This window comes from Apibacter adventoris, from assembly GCF_002964975.1.
GTDB lineage: Bacteria > Bacteroidota > Bacteroidia > Flavobacteriales > Weeksellaceae > Apibacter > Apibacter adventoris.
On the sequence record NZ_PSZM01000026.1, the window covers coordinates 1 to 21275 of the forward strand.

Sequence of the window (21275 nt, forward strand, 5' to 3'; positions counted from 1 at the left end):
GGTACTTATTATGTAGTTGTAGAAGGATATAATGGCAATTTTGATATTAATCGATGCTATACACTTAAAGCTGAAGCAACTGCAATTGCTCCTTGTATTGTCAACTACGAACCTAATGATTATTTTGCCAAGGCAACAGCCATTAATACAAATACTAATTACTATGCAGGAATTGGCTCCTCTACGGATAAAGATTTTTATAAGTTTACTCTAAACAGTAAATCCATTGTGACGGTTACTTTACAAAATCTCCCTAAAAATTATGACTTAATCATATATAATATTGCGCAAGGTCAAATAGGAAAAAGTGCTCTCGGAGGAACTTCTAATGAGTCCATAACGATTAATTATCTAGATCCGGGTACTTATTATGTAGTTGTAGAAGGATATAATGGCAATTTTGATATTAATCGATGCTATACACTTAAAGCTGAAGCAACTGCAATTGCTCCTTGTATTGTCAACTACGAACCTAATGATTATTTTGCCAAGGCAACAGCCATTAATACAAATACTAATTACTATGCAGGAATTGGCTCCTCTACGGATAAAGATTTTTATAAGTTTACTCTAAACAGTAAATCCATTGTGACGGTTACTTTACAAAATCTCCCTAAAAATTATGACTTAATCATATATAATATTGCGCAAGGTCAAATAGGAAAAAGTGCTCTCGGAGGAACTTCTAATGAGTCCATAACGATTAATTATCTAGATCCGGGTACTTATTATGTAGTTGTAGAAGGATATAATGGCAATTTTGATATTAATCGATGCTATACACTTAAAGCTGAAGCAACTGCAATTGCTCCTTGTATTGTCAACTACGAACCTAATGATTCTTTTGCCAAGGCAACAGACATTAATACAAATACTAATTACTATGCAGGAATTGGCTCCTCCGCAGATAAAGATTATTATAAGTTTACACTAAACAGTAAATCTAACGTGACGGTTACTCTACAAAATCTCCCTAAAAATTATGACTTAATCATATATAATATTGCGCAAAATCAAATAGGAAAAAGTGCTCTCGGAGGAACTTCTAATGAGTCCATTACTCTTAATTATCTAAAGCCAGGTACTTATTATGTAGTTGTAGAAGGATATAATGGCAATTTTGATATTAATCGATGCTATAATTTGAAAATACAGACTACTAATGCTATTAATATTAATAAGGATGTTAATATAGCAACTTATGAACTTCTTAATACAGAAAATAATACCTCTGTTATACTATATCCTAATCCTGTTGAGGACATCATCAATATAAAAGGAATATATTCTGAAAAAAAAGAACATACAACCCTAACAATTTTCGACAGAAATGGAAGTATTGTTAAATCCTTCCTTACCAAAGTAGAAAATGTTATTTCTATAAATGTTTCTGATTTATCTCCTAATGTGTATTACTTAAGTATTAAGGGTAAAAATTACAAGTTTATTAAAAAATAAATTTCTTGTTAAACAAACAAAAAACCGAAAGAAATATCTTTCGGTTTTTTTTGTATAATTTTTAGCTTTTATAATTAATATCCAATACTTTACATTCAAACACTTTTTCCATTTATTCGAAAAAATAAATATAAATTAATTTTTTATATATTTGTACAAACTAATTTTATAAACATTATATTTATGACATAATTCTATTTTTTATTATATATTAAAAAACAACTACTTTTAACTTGATATTAAAATAGTTCTGATTTTTTCTTATTCTACTTCACTTTAAAGTTTAGAATACATATTATTTATATTTTGAATATTTATCGAATATTTTTTTTAATTTATTAAACAATACTACCTTATGATTAAATTTAAATCTATTTTTATTATTTTAGGATTTTTTATTTCCTATTATTTTCAGGGACAAAACATTTCCGAAGAAACCGCCCGAATAGTAGCAAAAAACTTTATTAGCCAAAAATCTGAAATAAAAAGATCACAGGAAGTTCAATTAACTAATATTACAGCTCAAATTGATAAAAAGTACAATGGTTTTTATATTTTTAAAACCGCTAATGGACAAGGATTTTGTATTATTTCTTCCGAAAAAGAGAATCATCCAGTCTTAGCTTACTCTTTTGATTCCACTTTTTCTACAGAAGAGCCAATATCGCCCGAATTTTTATACATTCTTAACGAGTTTCAGGCAGCCAACGAATATTTAAGGAAAAACAAATCCAAAAAAATCATTAATGAAGAAGATCACGTATTAATTATAAAAGAGTGGGAAGCTTTACTTGATGGGAAAACTCTTCCTTCAACTAAAAAAGCCAAATTATCATATCCTGAAAATGTTGAACCCCTTCTTGAAACCACTTGGAAACAAAGTCCATACTATAATAAATTTGTACCTCTTACCTATGAAGATAAATCTTGTCCTACGGGATGTGTTGCTACGGCCATGGCTCAAATAATGAAATATTGGAATTATCCGGTTAAAGGAAACGGAACTTATACTTATACCATTGATAATTCTAAGTATGACTGGAAAGGGAAAACATTAACTGCTGATTTTGAAAATGCTACTTATCTCTGGGATACAATGCCTAATTCACTTTCATCATCATCTACTGACGCAGAAATTGATGCTGTAGCTACTCTAATGCTTCATGCCGGAATCTCTGTTGAAATGACATATGGTCCAAACGGTTCCGGGGCATATAGTAAAAAGGTTCCCTTTGCTCTAATAAATTACTTTAAATATAGCTCGGATATTGATATTGAATATAGATCTGACTATGCAAGTGATATTAAATGGATAAATTTGGTTAAAGATCAGTTAGCCAAAGGTTATCCTGTCTATTTTTCCGGAAGGTCCTCTTCCGGTGGACATGCATTTATTGCTGATGGATATGATGCCAACAATTTGATTCATTTTAATTTTGGGTGGGGAGGAAGTTCTAACGGTTATTATCAGATAACTAATCCTAAAGGATATACCGGAAGGCAAGCCGTAATTATCAATATTTACCCTTCATCTTACACCTGTTCTAAACCCACCGCACTTTCAACCTCAAATATTACTGATATCAATGCCGTTCTCAGCTGGAAAGCGGTAGACGGAGCGCAAAATTACACAGTGGAATATAAAACTGCTTCTGCTTCTACCTGGACTATAGCCAACGCTGCTACTAATTCCACTACCCTAACCCTTTCGGGATTAATAGCTAATACTGCTTATAACTGGAGGGTCAGGTCTAATTGTCTAGATTCTAATACTTCGCTTTATTCTCAAGCTAATTTTAATACTATACCGGCACAAGCCCCTTGTATTGCTAGTTATGAACCTAATGATTCTTTTGCACAAGCGACATCTATTCATTCTAATATTGAATATTCCGCAGGAATCGGTTCTGCTTCAGATAAAGATTATTATAAGTTCATTTTGAATAGTAAATCTAGCATAACGGTTACTCTACAAAATCTATTTAAGGATTATAATTTTATAGTATATAACAGTTCATACAAAAGAATAGGAAAAAGTACTAGAAAGAAAAAATTAAATAAATCCGTTTTCTCTAAAACTTTAAAACCAGATACTTATTATGTGCAAGTTTATGATAAAAAAGGTAATTTTGATGTTAACCAGTGCTATACACTAAAGGTGGAAGGAAATTATATTACGTATAAAAATATTAATATATCAGATACGCTGATAGACAATGAAATTCCTAATACAAAAAATAATAACCCTGTTATACTATATCCTAACCCTGTTGAGGATATCATCAATATAAAAGGAATATATTCAGATAAAAAGGAATATGCAAACCTAACTATTTATGATAGAAATGGTAGAATTGTTAAAAGCTTTTCTATCAGGTTAGAAAATATTATTTCTATTAATGTTTCCGATTTATCTCCTAATCTGTATTTTTTAAGAATTAAGGGTAAAAATTACAAGTTTATTAAAAAATAAATCTCTCTGTTAAATAGATAAAAAAACCGAAAGTTTAAACTTTCGGTTTTTTATTTGTCTATAATATAATAAATATAAATTAAGATTATTTAACTTTTTAAAATTTTTCAGATTTCCTATTAAATCACTTTTCGCATCTATATTTGACATGTATTTATATAATAAATACAAAATAATTTATACATATAAAAAATAAAATATTAATATTTGTTAATTAAATAAAATAAATATTTTAATTGAGTAATTAAATTATGAATAATAAATTATAATTTTACTTAGTAATAATCCCTTAAAATTAAATCTATGAAATAATTATATTAAATTTTAAACCATATAAAAAACTACTTTTAATTTAAAATTAAAATAGTTACGATCTTTCATATTCTACTTCTTTTTAAAGTATTGAATACATGTTATATTTTGAATATTTTTATTATTTAATAATTTTTATTTTAATAAATATTACTAGTCTATGATTAAATTTAAACCTATTTTTATCATTATAGGATTTATTTTATCCTATTCTTTCCATGGACAAGAAATTTCTGAAGAAACCGCTCAATTGGTAGCAAAAAATTTTCTTACTCTTAAATCTGAAAATAACAAATCAAGAGAAGTACAATTAACCAATGTTACAAATCAAATAAATAAAAAGTACGATGGTTTCTATATTTTTAAAATCAATAACGGAAAGGGATTTTGTATTATTTCTTCCGAAATGGGAAATCATCCTATTCTAGCTTATTCATTTGATTCTCCCTTATCTACAAATGGATCTGCATCTCCGGGATTTTTACGCATTCTTGACGGTTATCAGGCAGCCTGTGAAAATTTAAGAAAAAACAAATTCAAAAAAGTGATTAATGAGGGCAATTCATTAATTAAAAAAGAGTGGGAAGCTTTACTTTCCGGAAAGCCCCTCCCTTCACCTATAAATGCTAAATCATCACAGCCTGAAAGTGTTAAACCTCTTATTCAAACTACTTGGGCTGAAACTAAGTATTATAATAAGTTTACTCCTATTATTAATGGGAAAACAACTGCTACAGGAGATGTTGCCACGGCTTTGGCTCAAATAATGAAATACTGGAACTATCCTGTTACGGGAAAAGGAACGCATACTTATACTATTCCTGACACGAATGGAAAAACATTAACCGCTGATTTCCAAAACACTACCTATCAATGGGGAAATATGCCTAATTCACTTTCTTCAGCATCTACTGAAGCAGAAGTTGATGCTGTTGCTACTTTAATGCTTCATGTCGGAATTGCAGTTGATATGAAATATCAGTATTATGGTAGTATGGGCAACCATGACGCTATTGTCTCTGCCTTAAAAAATTACTTTAAATACAGCCCTGATGTTCAAATGAAATCAAGGCCTGCTTACTATGAAGATAATACTGAATGGAAAAACTCAATTAAGGACCAGTTAGCCAAAGGATATCCTGTTTTTGTTTACGGAGCTCAAGTACGTGGAGGTGGACATTCTTTTGTTATAGATGGTTATGATTCCAACAATTTATATCATCATAATTATGGTTATGGAGGCACTGATAATGGTTACTATTCTTTAGATGATTTAGAACAATATAATGATCAACAAATCGCAATTTTCAACATTTATCCACCTGCCTCCACCTGTTCTACACTCACCGGGCTTTCTGCTTCTAATATCTCTGAAAATAGTGTTCTCCTTAAATGGAATGCAGCAAGCGGAGCTCAAAATTATACAGTAGAATATAAAACTGCTTCAGCTACCACCTGGACTACAGCTAACACGAGTATTAATTCTACTTCCTTTACCCTTTCGGGGTTAGCTGCTAATACAGCTTACAGTTGGAGAGTCAAGGCCAATTGTTCAGGTTCTAGTACTTCAAATTATACTTTAGCTTATTTTAATACAATATCAACACAAGGTCCCTGTATAGCTAACTTCGAACCTAATGATTCTTTTGAATCTGCAAAGTCTGTTAATACAGATGAAACTGTATATTTTGCAGGATTTAGTTCTTCTACGGATAAAGATTATTATAAGTTTACTATCGACAATTTATCCGATGTTTCTATTTATTTTGAAAACATGTCTAAAACTCATCGCATATATATTTATGATAGTTCACTAAAAGAAATAACTTCAGATATTAGTCGCCGTGATGATCCAAATTTGACATTATACAAAATAAATCCAGGAACCTATTATTTATATGTTGACGGAGCTAATTTAGATTATAATTTTACCCAGTGTTATAATTTCAAAATTAAAGCAACTACTTTAGAATATAATTCTTGTACCGATAACTTTGAACCTAATGATTCTTTTGCAACTGCAACAGCTATTAATAATAATGCTTCTTTCTTAGCCAAGATTGGATCTCCTACGGATAAAGACTATTACAAGTTTACCTTAAACGCTTTATCTAATTTTGATGTTGGTTTAGAAGGATATCCTACCGGATATACTATAAAGGTATATGACAGTGCGCAAAATTATATTAATGAATCCTCTGCTCCTTATTATTGGGTGTCTCTTATGAATCAAAAGCCAGGAACTTATTATCTAGTTGTAGAAGCTAGTCAATATAGTGATTTGACTAAGTGTTACAATCTGGTTCTTCACTCAGAGGAATTATTGCCTCCTTGTGACCCTTATAAATACGAGCCCAATGATTCTTTCGAAACAGCCACAGAAATTAAAAGGGTAACAGACTACCATTCTGGAATAACATCTGCCACAGATAAAGATTATTATAAGTTTACGTTAAATAAAAGAGCTAAGGTTACCGTTCATTTAGATGATCTACCTAAAGATTATAATTTAATAGTATATAACTCTTCAAAAAAACAAATTGGTTCCGGTACTAATTCCGGTACTACTAATGAATCGGTTGCTTTACCTGATTTAGAGGCGGGTACTTATTACATATATGTTTATGGTAATAATGGTAATTTTGATAATACTCAATGTTATACCATCAGTTTTGATGAATTAGCAGAGTTTTCTTGTATCCCTAAAGACGAACCTAATGATTCTTTTGCTACTGCTACATGGGTTTATACCAATTACGAACAAACTGCAGGTATTAATAATAAATATATACAAACTGCAGGCATTGGTTCAGCAACAGATAAAGATTATTATAAGTTTAAGCTAGACGAAAATTCTGATATTTTAATTACTTTAAGCTCTCCTGAAAATATTAATTTTATAGTATATAACAATTCTCAAGCTCAAATTGGTTCCGGTACTATTTTTAATGATAATAAAACGGCTAAATTTAACAATCTTGAGCATGGTACTTATTATGTGGTTGTTTACGGGGAAAATGGCTATTATGATATTACCAAATGTTATTCCTTAAAAATTGATAGACCGGCGTCATGTAACGCTAATTATGAACCTAATGATACTTTTGAATCTGCTACTCCTATAGAAATTAATACTACCTATAGTGCTGGGTATGGATATCTTAACGATAAAGATTATTATAAGTTTACCTTAAACAAGACTTCCAGTGTTAAGATTTCTTTAGATAATATAAACAATAGTAATATAAGTGTATATAACAGTTCAAAAGAATATATTTCAAGTTATGATTGTAGAAAATTAGAACCGGGTACTTACTATGTGCTTATTGCTAATTTTTCGGATTTTGATATTTCCAAATGTTATGACTTAACAATTAAAGTGAAAGAAGAAGCTTCTTGTATTGATAACTATGAACCGAATAATTTTTTTGATTCTGCAACCGCTATTAAAACTAATACAGATTACTACGGAGCGATAAGCTATGATGGTGATTTTGATTATTATAAATTTACCTTGAACAGTAAATCCAACGTTTCCGTTAGTTTACAAAGTTCAATTGATAATCATGATTTTAAAGTATATGACGCTTCAAAAAATCAAATTGGTTCTGGTAATTCTGTTATCCAATTAAACAATCTTAGCCCGGGAACTTATTATGTATATATAAAAAGAGCTGGTTTTGACATTACAGAATGCTATAAACTAAATGTTCAAGTAGAGACCCCTTGTATTGATAACAACGAACCCAATGATTCTTTTGCGTCTGCAACAGCTATAAATACCAATATCATTTATAGCGCAAGGATCGAATCTGCTACAGACAAAGATTATTATAAATTTACCCTAAACAGTAAATCTAATGCTACCGTTACTTTACAAAATATTACTACAAGCTGTAATATAAATGTATATGATAGTTCGCAAAAACTTATTGGTCAAAGTACTTCCAATGGTATTGACGATATAAGTATTCCGCTTAACACCCTAGAACCGGGTACCTATTATTTATTTGTAGAAAGTAAAGATACATATGCTATGAATCAGTGTTATAAATTACAAGTAAAGGCATATGACAAAGATATTCCTTGTATAGCCAATAGCTATGAACCTAATGATTCTTTTAAAACAGCTACAGCTATTGATAATAACACTAGATATGCCGGAAGTATTGATTCTGCCACAGATAAAGATTATTATAAGTTTACTCTGAATAAAAGGTCCAAGGTTTTCATTCATATAGATGGTGATTGTGGTTATAATTTATATAACAGTTTTCAAGAAAAAATTGAGGGTTATTCATTTTATAATGTTAAATTAGAACCAGGTACTTATTATTTATATTTATATACAATAGATTTTAAAAAACCTGTTTGTTACAACCTAAAAGTTGAGGCGAAAGAAGAAGCTTCTTGTTCGACTAATTATGAACCAAATGATTCATTTGAATCTGCAGTAGCTATTAACACTAATACCAATTATTCTGCAGCAATTGATTCTAATACAGATAAAGATTATTATAAGTTTACTCTGAGCAATAAATCCAATGTGACTGTTAGTTTACAAAATCCTATTACTTTAGATTACTCTCGTAATGATTTTAAAGTATTTAATAGTTCGAAAGAACAAAAAGGGGCTACTTCTTTTTTTAATTCTGAAAAAATGATTACCCTTAATAATTTAGAGCCGGGAACTTATTACGTGCAAATTTATGCTGCTCCAGATTATTTTGATTTTACAGAATGTTATAACCTCAAAGTTAATGAAACTATAGTTAAGTCTTCTTGTATTGATAACTTTGAACCTAATGATTCTTTTAGTACCGCAAAAGATATTGATACCAACACTAACTATTCCGCAGGTATTGGTTCTTATGGAGATAAAGATTATTATAAGTTTAGTATAACTCGTAATTCCAAGGTTACCGTTAATTTACAAAACCTTCCTAAGGATTATGATTTAAAAGTATATAGTGGTTCAACACTAATTGGTTTGAGTAATAATTCTGGTTTTTCTAATGAATCTGTTCACTTTGAGAGTCTAGAACCAGACACTTATTATGTAGTTGTTGAAGGAAATTATAATTTTGATGTAACACAATGTTACAACCTCTTAATCGAGACAACTGAAGCATCTCCTTGTGTGGCTAACTATGAGCCCAACGATTATTTTACATCTGCTACACCTATTCATACCAATACCAATTATTCTGCAGCAATTGGTTCTGCAACAGATAAGGATTATTACAAGTTTACCATAGATACTAAGTCTAATATTACTATTAGTTTACAAAACCTTCCTAAAGATTATAATTTAATGGTATATAATGCTTCTCAGGTACAAATTGTTTCCAGTACTAATTCTGGTACTTCTAATGAATCTGTTACTCTTAACAATCTAGTACCGGGCACTTATTATGTAGTGGTTTACGGAGAAAATGGTAATTTTGATATTATTCATTGCTATAATCTCTATGTTGAAGCAACAGTAATAGCTTCTTGTATTACTAATTATGAACCCAACGATTCTTTTGCACAAGCATCAACTATTCAAACCAATACTAATTATTCTGCAGGAATAGGGTCTGCTATCGATAAAGATTATTATAAGTTTACCCTCGATAGTAAATCCAACGTTACTGTTACTTTACAAGACCTTCCTAAGGATTATAATTTAATAGTTTATAATGCTTCTAAGGTGCAAATTGGTTCTGGTATTAATTCCGGCACTTCTAATGAATCGGTTTCTCTAAATAATCTTGAACCGGGTTCTTATTATGTAGTGGTTTACGGAAATAGTGGTTATTATGACATTAATCAGTGTTATAACCTCAGAGTTGAAGCTACAGAATCAAAATCTACTTGTGTTAATAATTATGAACCTAACGATTCTTTTGCGCAAGCTACAGCTATTAATACTAATACTAATTACTACGCAGGAATCGGCTCTGCTACAGATAAAGATTATTTTAAGTTTTCTCTTAATAGTATCTCTAATGTTACCGTTACTTTACAAGACCTTCCTAATGATTATAATTTTGAAATATATGATGTTTCAAATAAAAGAATTGGAAAAGGTAATAAAAAGAAAAACTCAAATAAATCTGTTTTCTCTAAAAATTTAGATCAGGGTACTTATTATGTAGTTGTTTACGGTAATAAGCATTGTTTTGATATTAAACAATGCTATAACCTAATAGTTGAAGCTAATACTACTACTATTAAAAATGCTAATGCATCTGATCCTAAATTAAATAATGGAATTCTTAATTCTGAAAATAATACCTCTGTTATACTATATCCTAACCCAGTTGAGGACATCATCAATATAAAAGGTATATATTCAGGTAAAAAGGAACATACTACCCTAACTATTTATGACAGAAATGGTAGAATTGTTAAATTCTTCCCTATCAGAGTAGAAGGTATTATATCTATAAATGTTTCCGATTTATCTCCTAATATGTATTATTTAAGTATTAAGGGTAAAAATTATAAGTTTATTAAAAAATAATTTCATTTATTAACAAAAAAAACCGAAAGATTGATCTTTCGGTTTTTTTTGTTTATTTTTATAATACTGAATTTTATCTGACTCTTTTCTGTACAATTATCAACCTATTAATATGACCTAAATACTTTTTAAAATCCATTCCTTGTCTTTCAAAAAATATTAAAAAATAGGGCATATATATCGCTTTTACTTTATTTGATAATTTCTTACTCTCATTATTACTTACTATAAAATCATTAAATTCTTTCATAGACATTCATGTTTTCTATTTATGATTTTTTACCATTTTAGTTTTATCAAAAAAATATAATACTCCTCCTACTCCAACAATAGCTATGCCTATTAAACTTTCTCTCGGATGGTTAATAAAAGTAAAGTATAGAATATAAAAACTAAAAAGTAAAAAGATTATGGGCAATAATAAAAACCAGCTTTTTTTAATTAAAGTACGGTCCTTCTTTTTCAAAAATAAAGAAGTGCTCACAGCGGCTGTCGCTAACAATTGAAGTACAAAGGCTGTGTAGATAAAAATTTCTTCAAACTTACCACTTAATATAATAATTATACTAATAATGGTATGAGCGAAAATTGCATATATAGGAATTCCGTTTTTATTTTCTTTTCCTAAGGGCTTCCATAAATGATTTTCTTTGGCTGTAGCTTGTGTCACTCTGGAACCCACCCATAAATAACCACTAATTGTTGCTACCAGCTGTAGAGCTATAAAATAACTTACCCATTTTACTCCCTGTTTACCTAAAACATGATAAAAAGCTATATTGGCTACCTCTTCTTTATTCTCAAGTTCCTCTATACTTGCATGTTTTAATAAGACATAATTTAACAACACATAACTTACAGTTACAAATACAGTTCCTATAATCAGTGCTTTAGGAAGATTTATTTTAGGAATTTTTATTTCTTCTACAATATAAGAAGCTGAATTCCAACCAGTATACGCATAGGTAACGAAAACTAAAGAACTGGCAAAAGCGGGAAGAATTATTTCATTTTTCCAAGAAGAATCCCAAAGTAAAGCATTAGGCTGAGTGGGACTTATATAAATTCCTACCCAAATGAGTACTATAATAAATACGACTTTGAGAAATGCAAAAAAATTTTGAAAATGACTGCTTATTTTTAGGCTAAAACATTGAAAAAAAGCTATAAATATTATTATAACTATAGCAAAAGTTTTTACATGTTCTATTCCTAAATATTTTGACATTGCCAGTGCTGCCAGTGAAACCGGAGCTGAAAAACCAACAATAAGAGAAACCCAACTGGTAAGGTATCCCATTATAGGATGATAGGTACGGGAAAGGTATATATAATCACCACCAGATTGTTTAAAATATGCACCCAATTCTGCATATATAAAAGCACCTATTAATGCCAAAACTCCTCCTGCAAACCATAAAAGAAGTAATGATATACTATTATGTAACTCAGGCACCTGATATCCTAAACTGGTAAAAACTCCAGTGCCGATCATATTTGATACTACTATAGCCGTAGCTGTTTTCCAACCTATTTTTTTTGCTGCCACTTTTTAATTTACTTTGAAATCTAAAAATTCATATTAAGTTTTGCAAACCAATTAGCCCCTGTGGTACCCATCTGCACCGGAGCATATTTGAATACGTGATAATAAGAATTTTCATATATCTGTTTATCCGGGAAAATATCAAATATATTATTCCCTCCCACGGTTAGAGTAAAATTTTTAAATATATCGTAACTAATACTTAAATCTGTTACTAATTTAGGATCATGATGCTGCACTTTACCAAAAGGATAACCATCTCTGGTAACTTTTCCAAAATAGGTATTTCTTACTAAAAAATTCCATTTTGAAAGATTATACACAAAACCTAAAGTAGCCTTGGTTTTAGGGCTTAAAGATTCAATTATATTTGTCTGATCGGGACCGAAATATTCATTTATATTTCCCCCAAATACTTCAGGAAAATGAAAATCTACAATCTCAGTTTGTGTATAATTGCCTGATAAATTAATGGTTAAGTTACCTAATCCAATATTTAACTTATAAGTTGCCACAATATCAATTCCTTTAGTCTCAGTATCTATAGCATTTGTAAAAAATCTTGCTCCTTCTACTCCATAGGATTGAATGATGGGATTTACAAATTCACTGGTAAGAACAATTCGATCATCTACCTTAATGTAATAAGCATCTGCTGTAATATATAAGTTTTTTGAGGGTCTGAAAGTTAATCCGGCACTTGCATTAATAGATTTTTCTTCTTTCAATTTCTCTATGCCTAAAGCTTTAGCCAAAATACTTTCATTTGTAAAAATTCCTTTGGAAACTATGCCTGAACCTGAAGTGGAGATATCTGAAAATGAATTATTAAAATATTGTTGTTGTAAAGATGGAGCTCTGAATCCTGTACTAAATGCACCTCTTATTGCAAAACCGTTTGCATATTCATAACGTAAAGCTAATTTTCCTGTTAAAGAATTTCCAAAATCAGAATAATGCTCATATCTTCCGGCTATATCTCCGGAAAATTTATTGGTTTTAAAGGCCAAATCTGCATAACCTGCCACATTATTTCTATCTTTTTTTAGCGCATTTGCCGGTGAAAATCCTATAAATCCCTGTGAGCCACCTGCTGCTATAATATTTGATGGATCAGTAATCGCTGTTACAATATTACCAAATTTATCATATCGTCCCCAAGAGGCTTCTTCCCCTGTTTTTATCTGATATTGCTCATATCTGAATTCTCCTCCAAAAGCTAAGGTAAAGATGTGATTAAAATTTTTAGCTATATCTAAGTTTATAGTATTTTGTAAAAATTCATGTCCTCCTGCTTTAAATTCTGTAGGAGAATTTACACCTAAGGATGCATTATTGGTTTGAGCTACTTTATAATTAAAGATATTTTGTCCTAAGGTATTACTTAAATCAATATTCCAATTATTATAATAATACCTAACTCCTGTGGCATTAGATATATCATAAATAGTAGATTTTAACAAAGGCTGAAATCCGTTGGGATAATATTCTGATACAACATTAGAGGTTTCGCTAGGAAGTCTCCTGAACTCTGCTCCTTCTCCCTGCCTTAAACTAGCTCCGCCGAAAGAATATAAGTTAAATTTATCTGAGAGAGGATAGATAGCATTTATAAAAAATTGTTGATTTTTAATCTGTGCATCACCTATTCTAAATCTAAAATCTCTTTGTGTAAGCCCCTTTGCTGCCATAATTTGTTCATCTTCTGCTCTTGCCTGTTCTGGATTTGGAGCAAATTCATAAGCAAAATTGTTTCCAAACTTATCTAAATTGTTTTCATATGAACGGTTCGTTTTATTTCTTTGGCTTACCACCAGTGAAAGGTTTATAGAACCTCCATTAGTTCCTAATTTAGTTCCATAATTTCCACTAAAGTTGTAGTTTTCACCATCTTTTCTATTAGTTATTCCATAAGATATAGAGGCTGATCCTCCTTCATTTTTTTTTAAAATAATATTAATTACTCCTGCTATGGCATCAGATCCATATTGTGCTGCTGCTCCATCTCTTAATACTTCAATTTTTTCTATTGCTGAAACAGGTATTGCACTTAAATCTGTCCCTACTGAACCATTGCCTACTGTATTTTGATAATTAACTAAAGAAGTAGTATGACGTCTTTTTCCATTTACTAAAACCAAAACCTGATCTGGTCCCATACCTCTCAAAGTTGCCGGATCTATGTGTTCGGTACCGTCTGAGGATGATTGACGTACCGAATTAAATGAAGGAACCAAATAATTTAATAAATCATTAGCTGTAAGTTGTGGTGAATTTTTTTCAATTTTCCTAACATCAATAACATCTATGGCTACAGGAGAATTTACAACGGTTCTCTCGGAATTCCTTCCTCCTATTATAACTACTTCATCTAAATCATTAAACTGTTCCAAAGAGTCTATGGCTACTTTTTCCTGAGCTGTTATATATTCAAAAAAACTTACAAATAATAAGGATAAAATTAATAAAATCTTTTTTTTCATTCTCTTTTTTTAATTATTAGATCATTTTATAAATAATCTTAATCAAGAAAGTCTTAAAGAAAAGATTTTATTCGCTTGGGAGATTTTTATTTAAGCAAATCACTCATCTTTCCCCTTAAGGGCTGGAATTAGCACCATGCTGAAGTTAGCCGGTTGCCAAGGTTTCACAGGGCCAGTCCCTCCACCTTTCTTGATAAGTCTTGCAAATATATTATTATTTTATAGAATTTAATTATCTTAAATAAAATAATTTTCTTGTTGTTTAAAATCAGTTTTATATCCAATTCATTTACAAACTAAAAAAGCCACTTGATCAAGTGGCTTTTTTAGAATATATATTTTATTTTCTTACTCTTTCGATTCTGATGTTTTTTCTTTTTTACCTAAATTTTTTATCTCAGTATTACTTTTATCTTTATTTAAACGAATTTGTATATGATCTTCTTTTAATATTGAAGAATTAATTATTTCTTCAGCAATTAAATCTTCTATATACTTTTGTATAGCTCTTTTAAGAGGACGTGCTCCAAAGTTTTTATCCCATCCTTTTTCTATAATAAATTCTTTAGCTTCTGGAGATAATTCTACTTTGTATCCTAATTTATCAATTCTTGCATATACTTTTTGTAATTCGAGATCAATAATTTTAGAAATGTTATCTTTATCTAAGTTGTTAAATACAATTACGTCATCTATCCTGTTTAGAAATTCTGGAGCAAAAGTTCTTTTTAAAGCATTTTCTAAAGTTGATTTTGCTCTTGCATCTGAAGATGATTTTTTAGCAGAAGTACCAAAACCAACTCCATCGCCAAATTCTTTTAATTCTCGAGTTCCTATATTGGAAGTCAATATTATGATAGTATTCCTAAAATCTATTTTTCTTCCTAAACTATCGGTTACATGTCCATCATCCAATATTTGTAACAATATATTAAAAACATCCGGGTGAGCTTTTTCTATTTCATCAAGTAATATTACTGCATAAGGTTTTCTTCTCACGGCTTCTGTCAGCTGTCCTCCTTCTTCATACCCTACATATCCCGGAGGCGCACCTACTAATCTTGATACCGCAAATTTTTCCATATATTCGCTCATATCAATTCTAATAAGAGCATCCTCTGAATCAAACAATTCTTTCGCCATTACTTTAGCTAATTGAGTTTTTCCTACACCGGTAGATCCTAAGAAAATGAAAGTTCCTATAGGTCGGTTAGGATCTTTTAGTCCTGCTCGGTTTCTTTGAATTGCTTTTACCACTTTGTTTACAGCTTCATCCTGACCTATAATTTTTCCTTTCATCAAGTCTTTCATTTGAGCTAGTTTCTGAAGTTCTCCTTCCGCTACTCGTTGTACCGGTACTCCACTCATCATAGAAACTACTTCAGCTACATTATCTTCGGTTACAACTTCTCTATTTTCTCGTGAAACTTTTTCCCATTCTCTTTGAGCATTAGCCAACTTAGATTCGATTTCTTTTTCCGTATCTCTTAATTGAGCAGCTTCCTCATATTTCTGACTCTTAATAACTTTGGTTTTTTTGGCTCTTATTTTTTCTAAATCTTTTTCGTAAGTCAGTATTTCCTGAGGAACTTTGATATTTTTTATGTGTACACGAGATCCTGCTTCATCTAAGGCATCTATCGCCTTATCTGGCAAAAATCTATCCGTAATATACCTTGTGGTTAGAAAGACACATGCTTTAATAGCTTCATCTGTATAAGTTACATTATGATGCTCCTCATATTTATTTTTAATTTGATTAAGAATTATGATGGTTTCTTCCGGCGAAGTTTGTTCTACCATTACCTTTTGAAACCTTCTTTCTAAAGCTCCATCTTTTTCTATGTATTGACGATATTCATCTAATGTAGTAGCACCAATACATTGTATTTCTCCTCTAGCCAATGCCGGTTTAAACATATTAGAAGCATCTAATGATCCGGTAGCTCCTCCGGCGCCAACAATGGTATGTACTTCATCTATAAATAATATAATGTCTGAATTTTTCTCTAATTCATTCATTATAGCTTTCATTCTTTCTTCAAATTGTCCTCTATATTTAGTTCCTGCAACTAAACTGGCCACATCTAAGGTAACTACTCTTTTATTATATAAAACCCTAGATACTTTTTTTTGAATGATTCTTAATGCTAAACCTTCTGCTATAGCGGATTTACCTACTCCTGGTTCTCCTATTAATAATGGATTATTCTTTTTCCTTCTACTTAATATTTGTGAAACCCTTTCTATTTCTTTTTCTCTCCCCACAACCGGGTCTAATTTACCTTCAGCTGCAGCCATAGTTAGATCTCTTCCAAAATTATCTAAAACCGGAGTTCTACTTTTAGATGTTCCTCCACCTCCAGAAGATTTATTAGAAGATTCGCCATAGTTAGAATACTCTCCTCCTGCTTCATCTTCTGAAAATTCTGCTGAGGGTTGCTCTGTAAAATCTTCTTGAAATTGAAATCGATATTCTTCCCTTACTGCATTTGCATCAACTCCATATTTTTTAAATATCTGAGTTACCGGATCGCTTTCAATCCTTAAAATACATAATAATAAGTGTATGGGTTCTATTTCCGGACTTTTAAATAATTTGGCTTCTAAAAAACTGGTTTTTAAGGCTCTTTCTGCCGCCTTAGTAAAAGGTATATTATTTCTTTCTATTTTAACTACGTTAACCGTAGAATTAAGGTTCTCTATTTGTCTTCTTAGCTCACTTAAATCAATATTCAAACTTTGGAGTACAGAAATTGCTTTATTATTACCTTCACGTAACATTCCTAAGATGAGATGTTCTGTACCCAAATGGTCATTTCCCAATCGTAATACTTCTTCATTGCTGAAGCTAATTACATCTTTTATTTGTTGTGAAAAATTTTCGTTCATGTATAAGTTTAAATCTTAAAAAATTACTTTGGATTATACAAATTTAATAATTCCTTTATCATAATAACATTTATTATGCCAATTTATTTTTCGGATATTCTGTCATATTTTATACTTTTAATTTTACTATAACATTTTTCAAAGATAGCTTATTTAAATTTATTCTAAATAATTAATGCTACTTTTAAATAATATTTATCTTTTCTTGCGCTTTTATATTTTATTTCTTTTTATATTCATGAAAACACTTTTTATCCTTCTAAAAAGGAGATATTCTTTAAACTTCAACAAATAATTAAATTAATTTATATATTAATTAGATTGATTCTAAATAATAATTATATTTGTATAAACTAAAATTATCATTATAATGTATATAAATAGATTTTATTCTTTTTTTATTTTATATTTTATTTTTTGCTTCACAAAGTCTCAACATATAAAAGATAGTTTATCTTATAGAAACATAGACGATGTGATCATTACCGGACAATATTCTCCTCAATCTTTAGCTAAATCAATCTATCAGGTTGAAATTATATCAGAACAAGATATTAAAAATAGAGCAGCCAGTACTTTAGCTGATGTATTAAACTATAATCTCAATTTCTTAGTTGTCCCTAAACAAGATACCGGAGACTCTCAAGTATCTCTTTTCGGTTTAAACGGACAATATTTTAAAGTAATGATAGATAATATTCCTTTAGTGAGTGATAATGGTATGGGAAATACTATAGATTTAACTAAAATAAATCTAGATAATGTAGAACAAATTGAAATAGTACGTGGTAGTATGGGGGTTGATTATGGTTCTAATTCATTAACAGGGATTATTAACATTATTACTAAGAAAAAGATTCCTGAAAAATGGAAAATTTCAGGATATACCCAAGAAGAATCCGTAGGTAATGAATATGACTGGAAAGAAAAAGGACGCCACATTCAATCTTTAGAAGTATCTCACAATTTATCTAATAAATGGTTTATTTCTGCAGGGATTAACAGTAATAATTTTCAAGGTTTTTTTGATAATAAGGAAGGGAAAAGATATTATGAAAACGATGGAAAAAGAGGATATGAATGGTTACCTAAACAACAGTGGAATGCAAATGCTTTAATTAGTTTTAAGTCTAAAAATTTTTCCGCATTTTATAAAGTTCAATTCTTAGATGAAATAATTAAATATTATAATCCTATAGTAAAATATGCTCCTTTATATTTGGGCGGTTTATATACATATTCATCTACAGATAGAGATTATAATACGCAACGATGGTTACATCACGTATTTTTAAAAACCCGATTCTTTAATCAAATTGACTATAATGGAGATTTTTCATATCAGGAACAAAACAGAAAATATAGAGATTATATTTATGACATTGGTAAAAGGGAAGTTTTTAATTTTAAAAACCCGTATAAAAGTTATGCAAAAACAGAAGCTTGGTATAACCGCGGAACGTTTAGTAATTTTATAAAAAGCAAAATTCTGGATTTTCAACTGGGTTATGAAATTAATTTAATCGAAGGATTTAGAGCTGCAAACTCAGCAAGTATTGCAGGATTAAATGTATCCGGTTTTCAAGAAGATGTAAGGAAACATTTGGATAATTATGATATTTTCATTTCTAGTGAAATACGTACAAACGTAGGGCTATCTCTACGTCCGGGATTTAGATCCAGCTTTAATTCTAAATTCGAAAACCAATATTCATATTCATTTGCCATGAAATATGAATTATCTAAATTATCAGATATTAGAGCTGAATTTTCATCTTCAAACCGTACGCCTAATTTTGATGAATTATATACATATTTTGTAGATAGCAATCACGATATACAAGGAAATTCTGATCTCAATCCTGAAAAAGGATATTCTACCGCTATTCATTGGAATCAAAAAATTATTTCTAATAATGACCTAAAAACTTCATTTAATTTAAGCACTATTTATATTGAACTTAAAGATAAAATAGAACTTTCTACTGTTAGTATTGTCCCTTTGCATTATAAATATATTAATATAGATAAATATTCAAGTTGGGGCATACAAGGGGGTAATTCTTTTCAATATAAAAATATTGATTTTAGCCTTGGAGCATCGGTTTTTGGAATTTCCAGGAAACTAAATGATAATATAAATGGAATACATGTAACCGTTCCTAATGATAAATATCTATACAATTTTCAACTCAATTCTAACGTAAATTATACGATTCAAAAATGGGAAACTACAATTTCTATATACTATAAATATACCGGTAAAGAGTCTGGATATATATATGATTCAAATTCAGATTCTTTTTATTTAGGTAAACAAGAAGATTTTAATCAACTGGATGCTTCAATAAGAAAATATTTATTCAAAAATAAAATTGAAATTACTGCAGGAGTTAGAAATATTTTTGATATAAAAAATGTTAATACAACTGCTGCTCAATCAGGTGCTCATCAAGGACCTATATCCAGCATAAATTTATTTTATGGACGTTCTTATTTCTTAAAACTTGGATTTAATTTAGATTTTTAATATTATGATACCTCATATTGTAAAAAAAATACGCTATATTTTTTTATCTGTATTATTAATTGGTTGTAATACAGATGATGATCCTATATTTGTGCCGCAACCTTCGGGAGCCGTTTTAGCTCCAAATGTAGGCGGACCTGCAGAACCAAACCAGGTTTGGATAGATCTTGATACACAAACCATGAAGGTAAACCAAAGAGATTCCTGGGACTTTGGTTTTTATAATGGAAATGAATTTTTGGTGATTCTTAACGGATCTATATTAATGGCTGCCGGGAAAACAGAGTTTACAGATATTGATGCTGTAACGGAAGCAAATGTAGCCTCTCTCAAACTTTCTGTTTTAGTTAACAATTTTGATGCAGAAAATGTTAAGTATGTAGATGATATTAAAGGCAATTATTTGAAAAGAACTGCTATTGATAAAATTAGTATTAATGATTCGGAAAATAAAGTTTATCTTATTAATATGGGATATGCTGTTTATAAAGGAAATGAAACCTCATTACATAGTAGCGGAGATTTTAGAGGATGGAAAAAAGTTCGAATTTTAAGATACAAAAACAACCAATACAAAATACAATATGCCAATTTATCAGATACTACTCATAAAGAATTTATTATTAATAAAAATAATAATTATCTTTTTAATTTCCTAAGCTTGGAAAATGGTATTGAAGATATACAACCTCCAAAAGATAACTGGGATCTTTGTTTTACAGTTTTTACAAATGAAAATGTAGGACATGGTACATATTCTTTTGCAGATTTTGTTATTTTGAATACTTTAAATAAAACCGCAGCTTACCAAGTAAATACTACAACATCTAGTCTTACATATGAAAATTTTACAAAAGACCAAGTAGACCCCTCTAAGTTTATATATGATGATCAACGGGTCATTGGATCTACATGGAGAAGTACGTATGCAGGAGCTACTGTTTATACAAACCGTTTTTATGTTATTAAAGATAATATAGGAACCCTCTATAAGATTCGTTTTTTGAAAATGACTAACAATGAAGGACATAGAGGATATCCTGAATTTGAGTATAAGCCTCTTTAAAAAA

At 29.9% G+C, this 21275-nt stretch carries 9 protein-coding genes and 1 riboswitch; of the genes, 5 read left to right on the forward strand and 4 right to left on the reverse strand.

All coding sequences use genetic code 11. The annotated features are described in order from the left end of the window. The 3 genes from C4S77_RS04075 to C4S77_RS04085 all read left to right on the forward strand — a co-directional run. On the forward strand, positions 1-1458 hold a 1458-nt coding region (locus C4S77_RS04075), incomplete at its 5' end, for a pre-peptidase C-terminal domain-containing protein (protein WP_146106034.1). Positions 1459-1813: 355 nt separating this feature from the next. Next, entirely contained in the window at positions 1814-3931 is a 2118-nt protein-coding gene (locus tag C4S77_RS04080; protein WP_105246252.1) for a C10 family peptidase, read from the forward strand. Positions 3932-4403: 472 nt separating this feature from the next. After that, on the forward strand, positions 4404-10754 hold the full coding sequence (locus C4S77_RS04085; protein ID WP_105246254.1) for a pre-peptidase C-terminal domain-containing protein: 6351 nt from the start codon (positions 4404-4406) through the stop codon (positions 10752-10754). A 73-nt stretch (positions 10755-10827) separates the two neighbouring features. Here C4S77_RS04085 and C4S77_RS12950 read toward each other — a convergent pair whose 3' ends face one another. The 4 genes from C4S77_RS12950 to C4S77_RS04100 form a co-directional block, all read right to left on the reverse strand. Then, a complete protein-coding gene (locus C4S77_RS12950) occupies positions 10828-11004 on the reverse strand; it encodes a hypothetical protein (protein WP_181042809.1) in 177 nt (58 codons plus the stop codon). Between the two features lie 15 nt (positions 11005-11019). Next, positions 11020-12303 (reverse strand): APC family permease, encoded by a 1284-nt coding sequence (locus C4S77_RS04090; RefSeq protein WP_105246256.1) that lies wholly within the window; start codon positions 12301-12303, stop codon positions 11020-11022. 20 nt (positions 12304-12323) lie between these two features. Beyond that, positions 12324-14783 carry a TonB-dependent receptor plug domain-containing protein gene (locus C4S77_RS04095; protein WP_105246258.1) on the reverse strand — a complete coding sequence of 820 codons (2460 nt, stop codon included), beginning with the start codon at positions 14781-14783 and terminating at the stop codon, positions 12324-12326. 100 nt (positions 14784-14883) lie between these two features. Continuing rightward, positions 14884-14983, reverse strand: a riboswitch (SAM riboswitch). Between the two features lie 148 nt (positions 14984-15131). Then, positions 15132-17675, reverse strand: a complete 2544-nt coding sequence (locus C4S77_RS04100) for an ATP-dependent Clp protease ATP-binding subunit (RefSeq protein ID WP_105246260.1) — start codon at positions 17673-17675, stop codon at positions 15132-15134. A 370-nt stretch (positions 17676-18045) separates the two neighbouring features. Between C4S77_RS04100 and C4S77_RS04105 the strand changes: the two genes are divergently transcribed. Beyond that, a complete protein-coding gene (locus C4S77_RS04105; RefSeq protein ID WP_105246261.1) occupies positions 18046-20205 on the forward strand; it encodes a TonB-dependent receptor plug domain-containing protein in 2160 nt (719 codons plus the stop codon). A 4-nt stretch (positions 20206-20209) separates the two neighbouring features. Then, positions 20210-21271 carry an HmuY family protein gene (locus C4S77_RS04110; protein WP_105246263.1) on the forward strand — a complete coding sequence of 354 codons (1062 nt, stop codon included), beginning with the start codon at positions 20210-20212 and terminating at the stop codon, positions 21269-21271. Positions 21272-21275 lie beyond the last annotated feature (4 nt).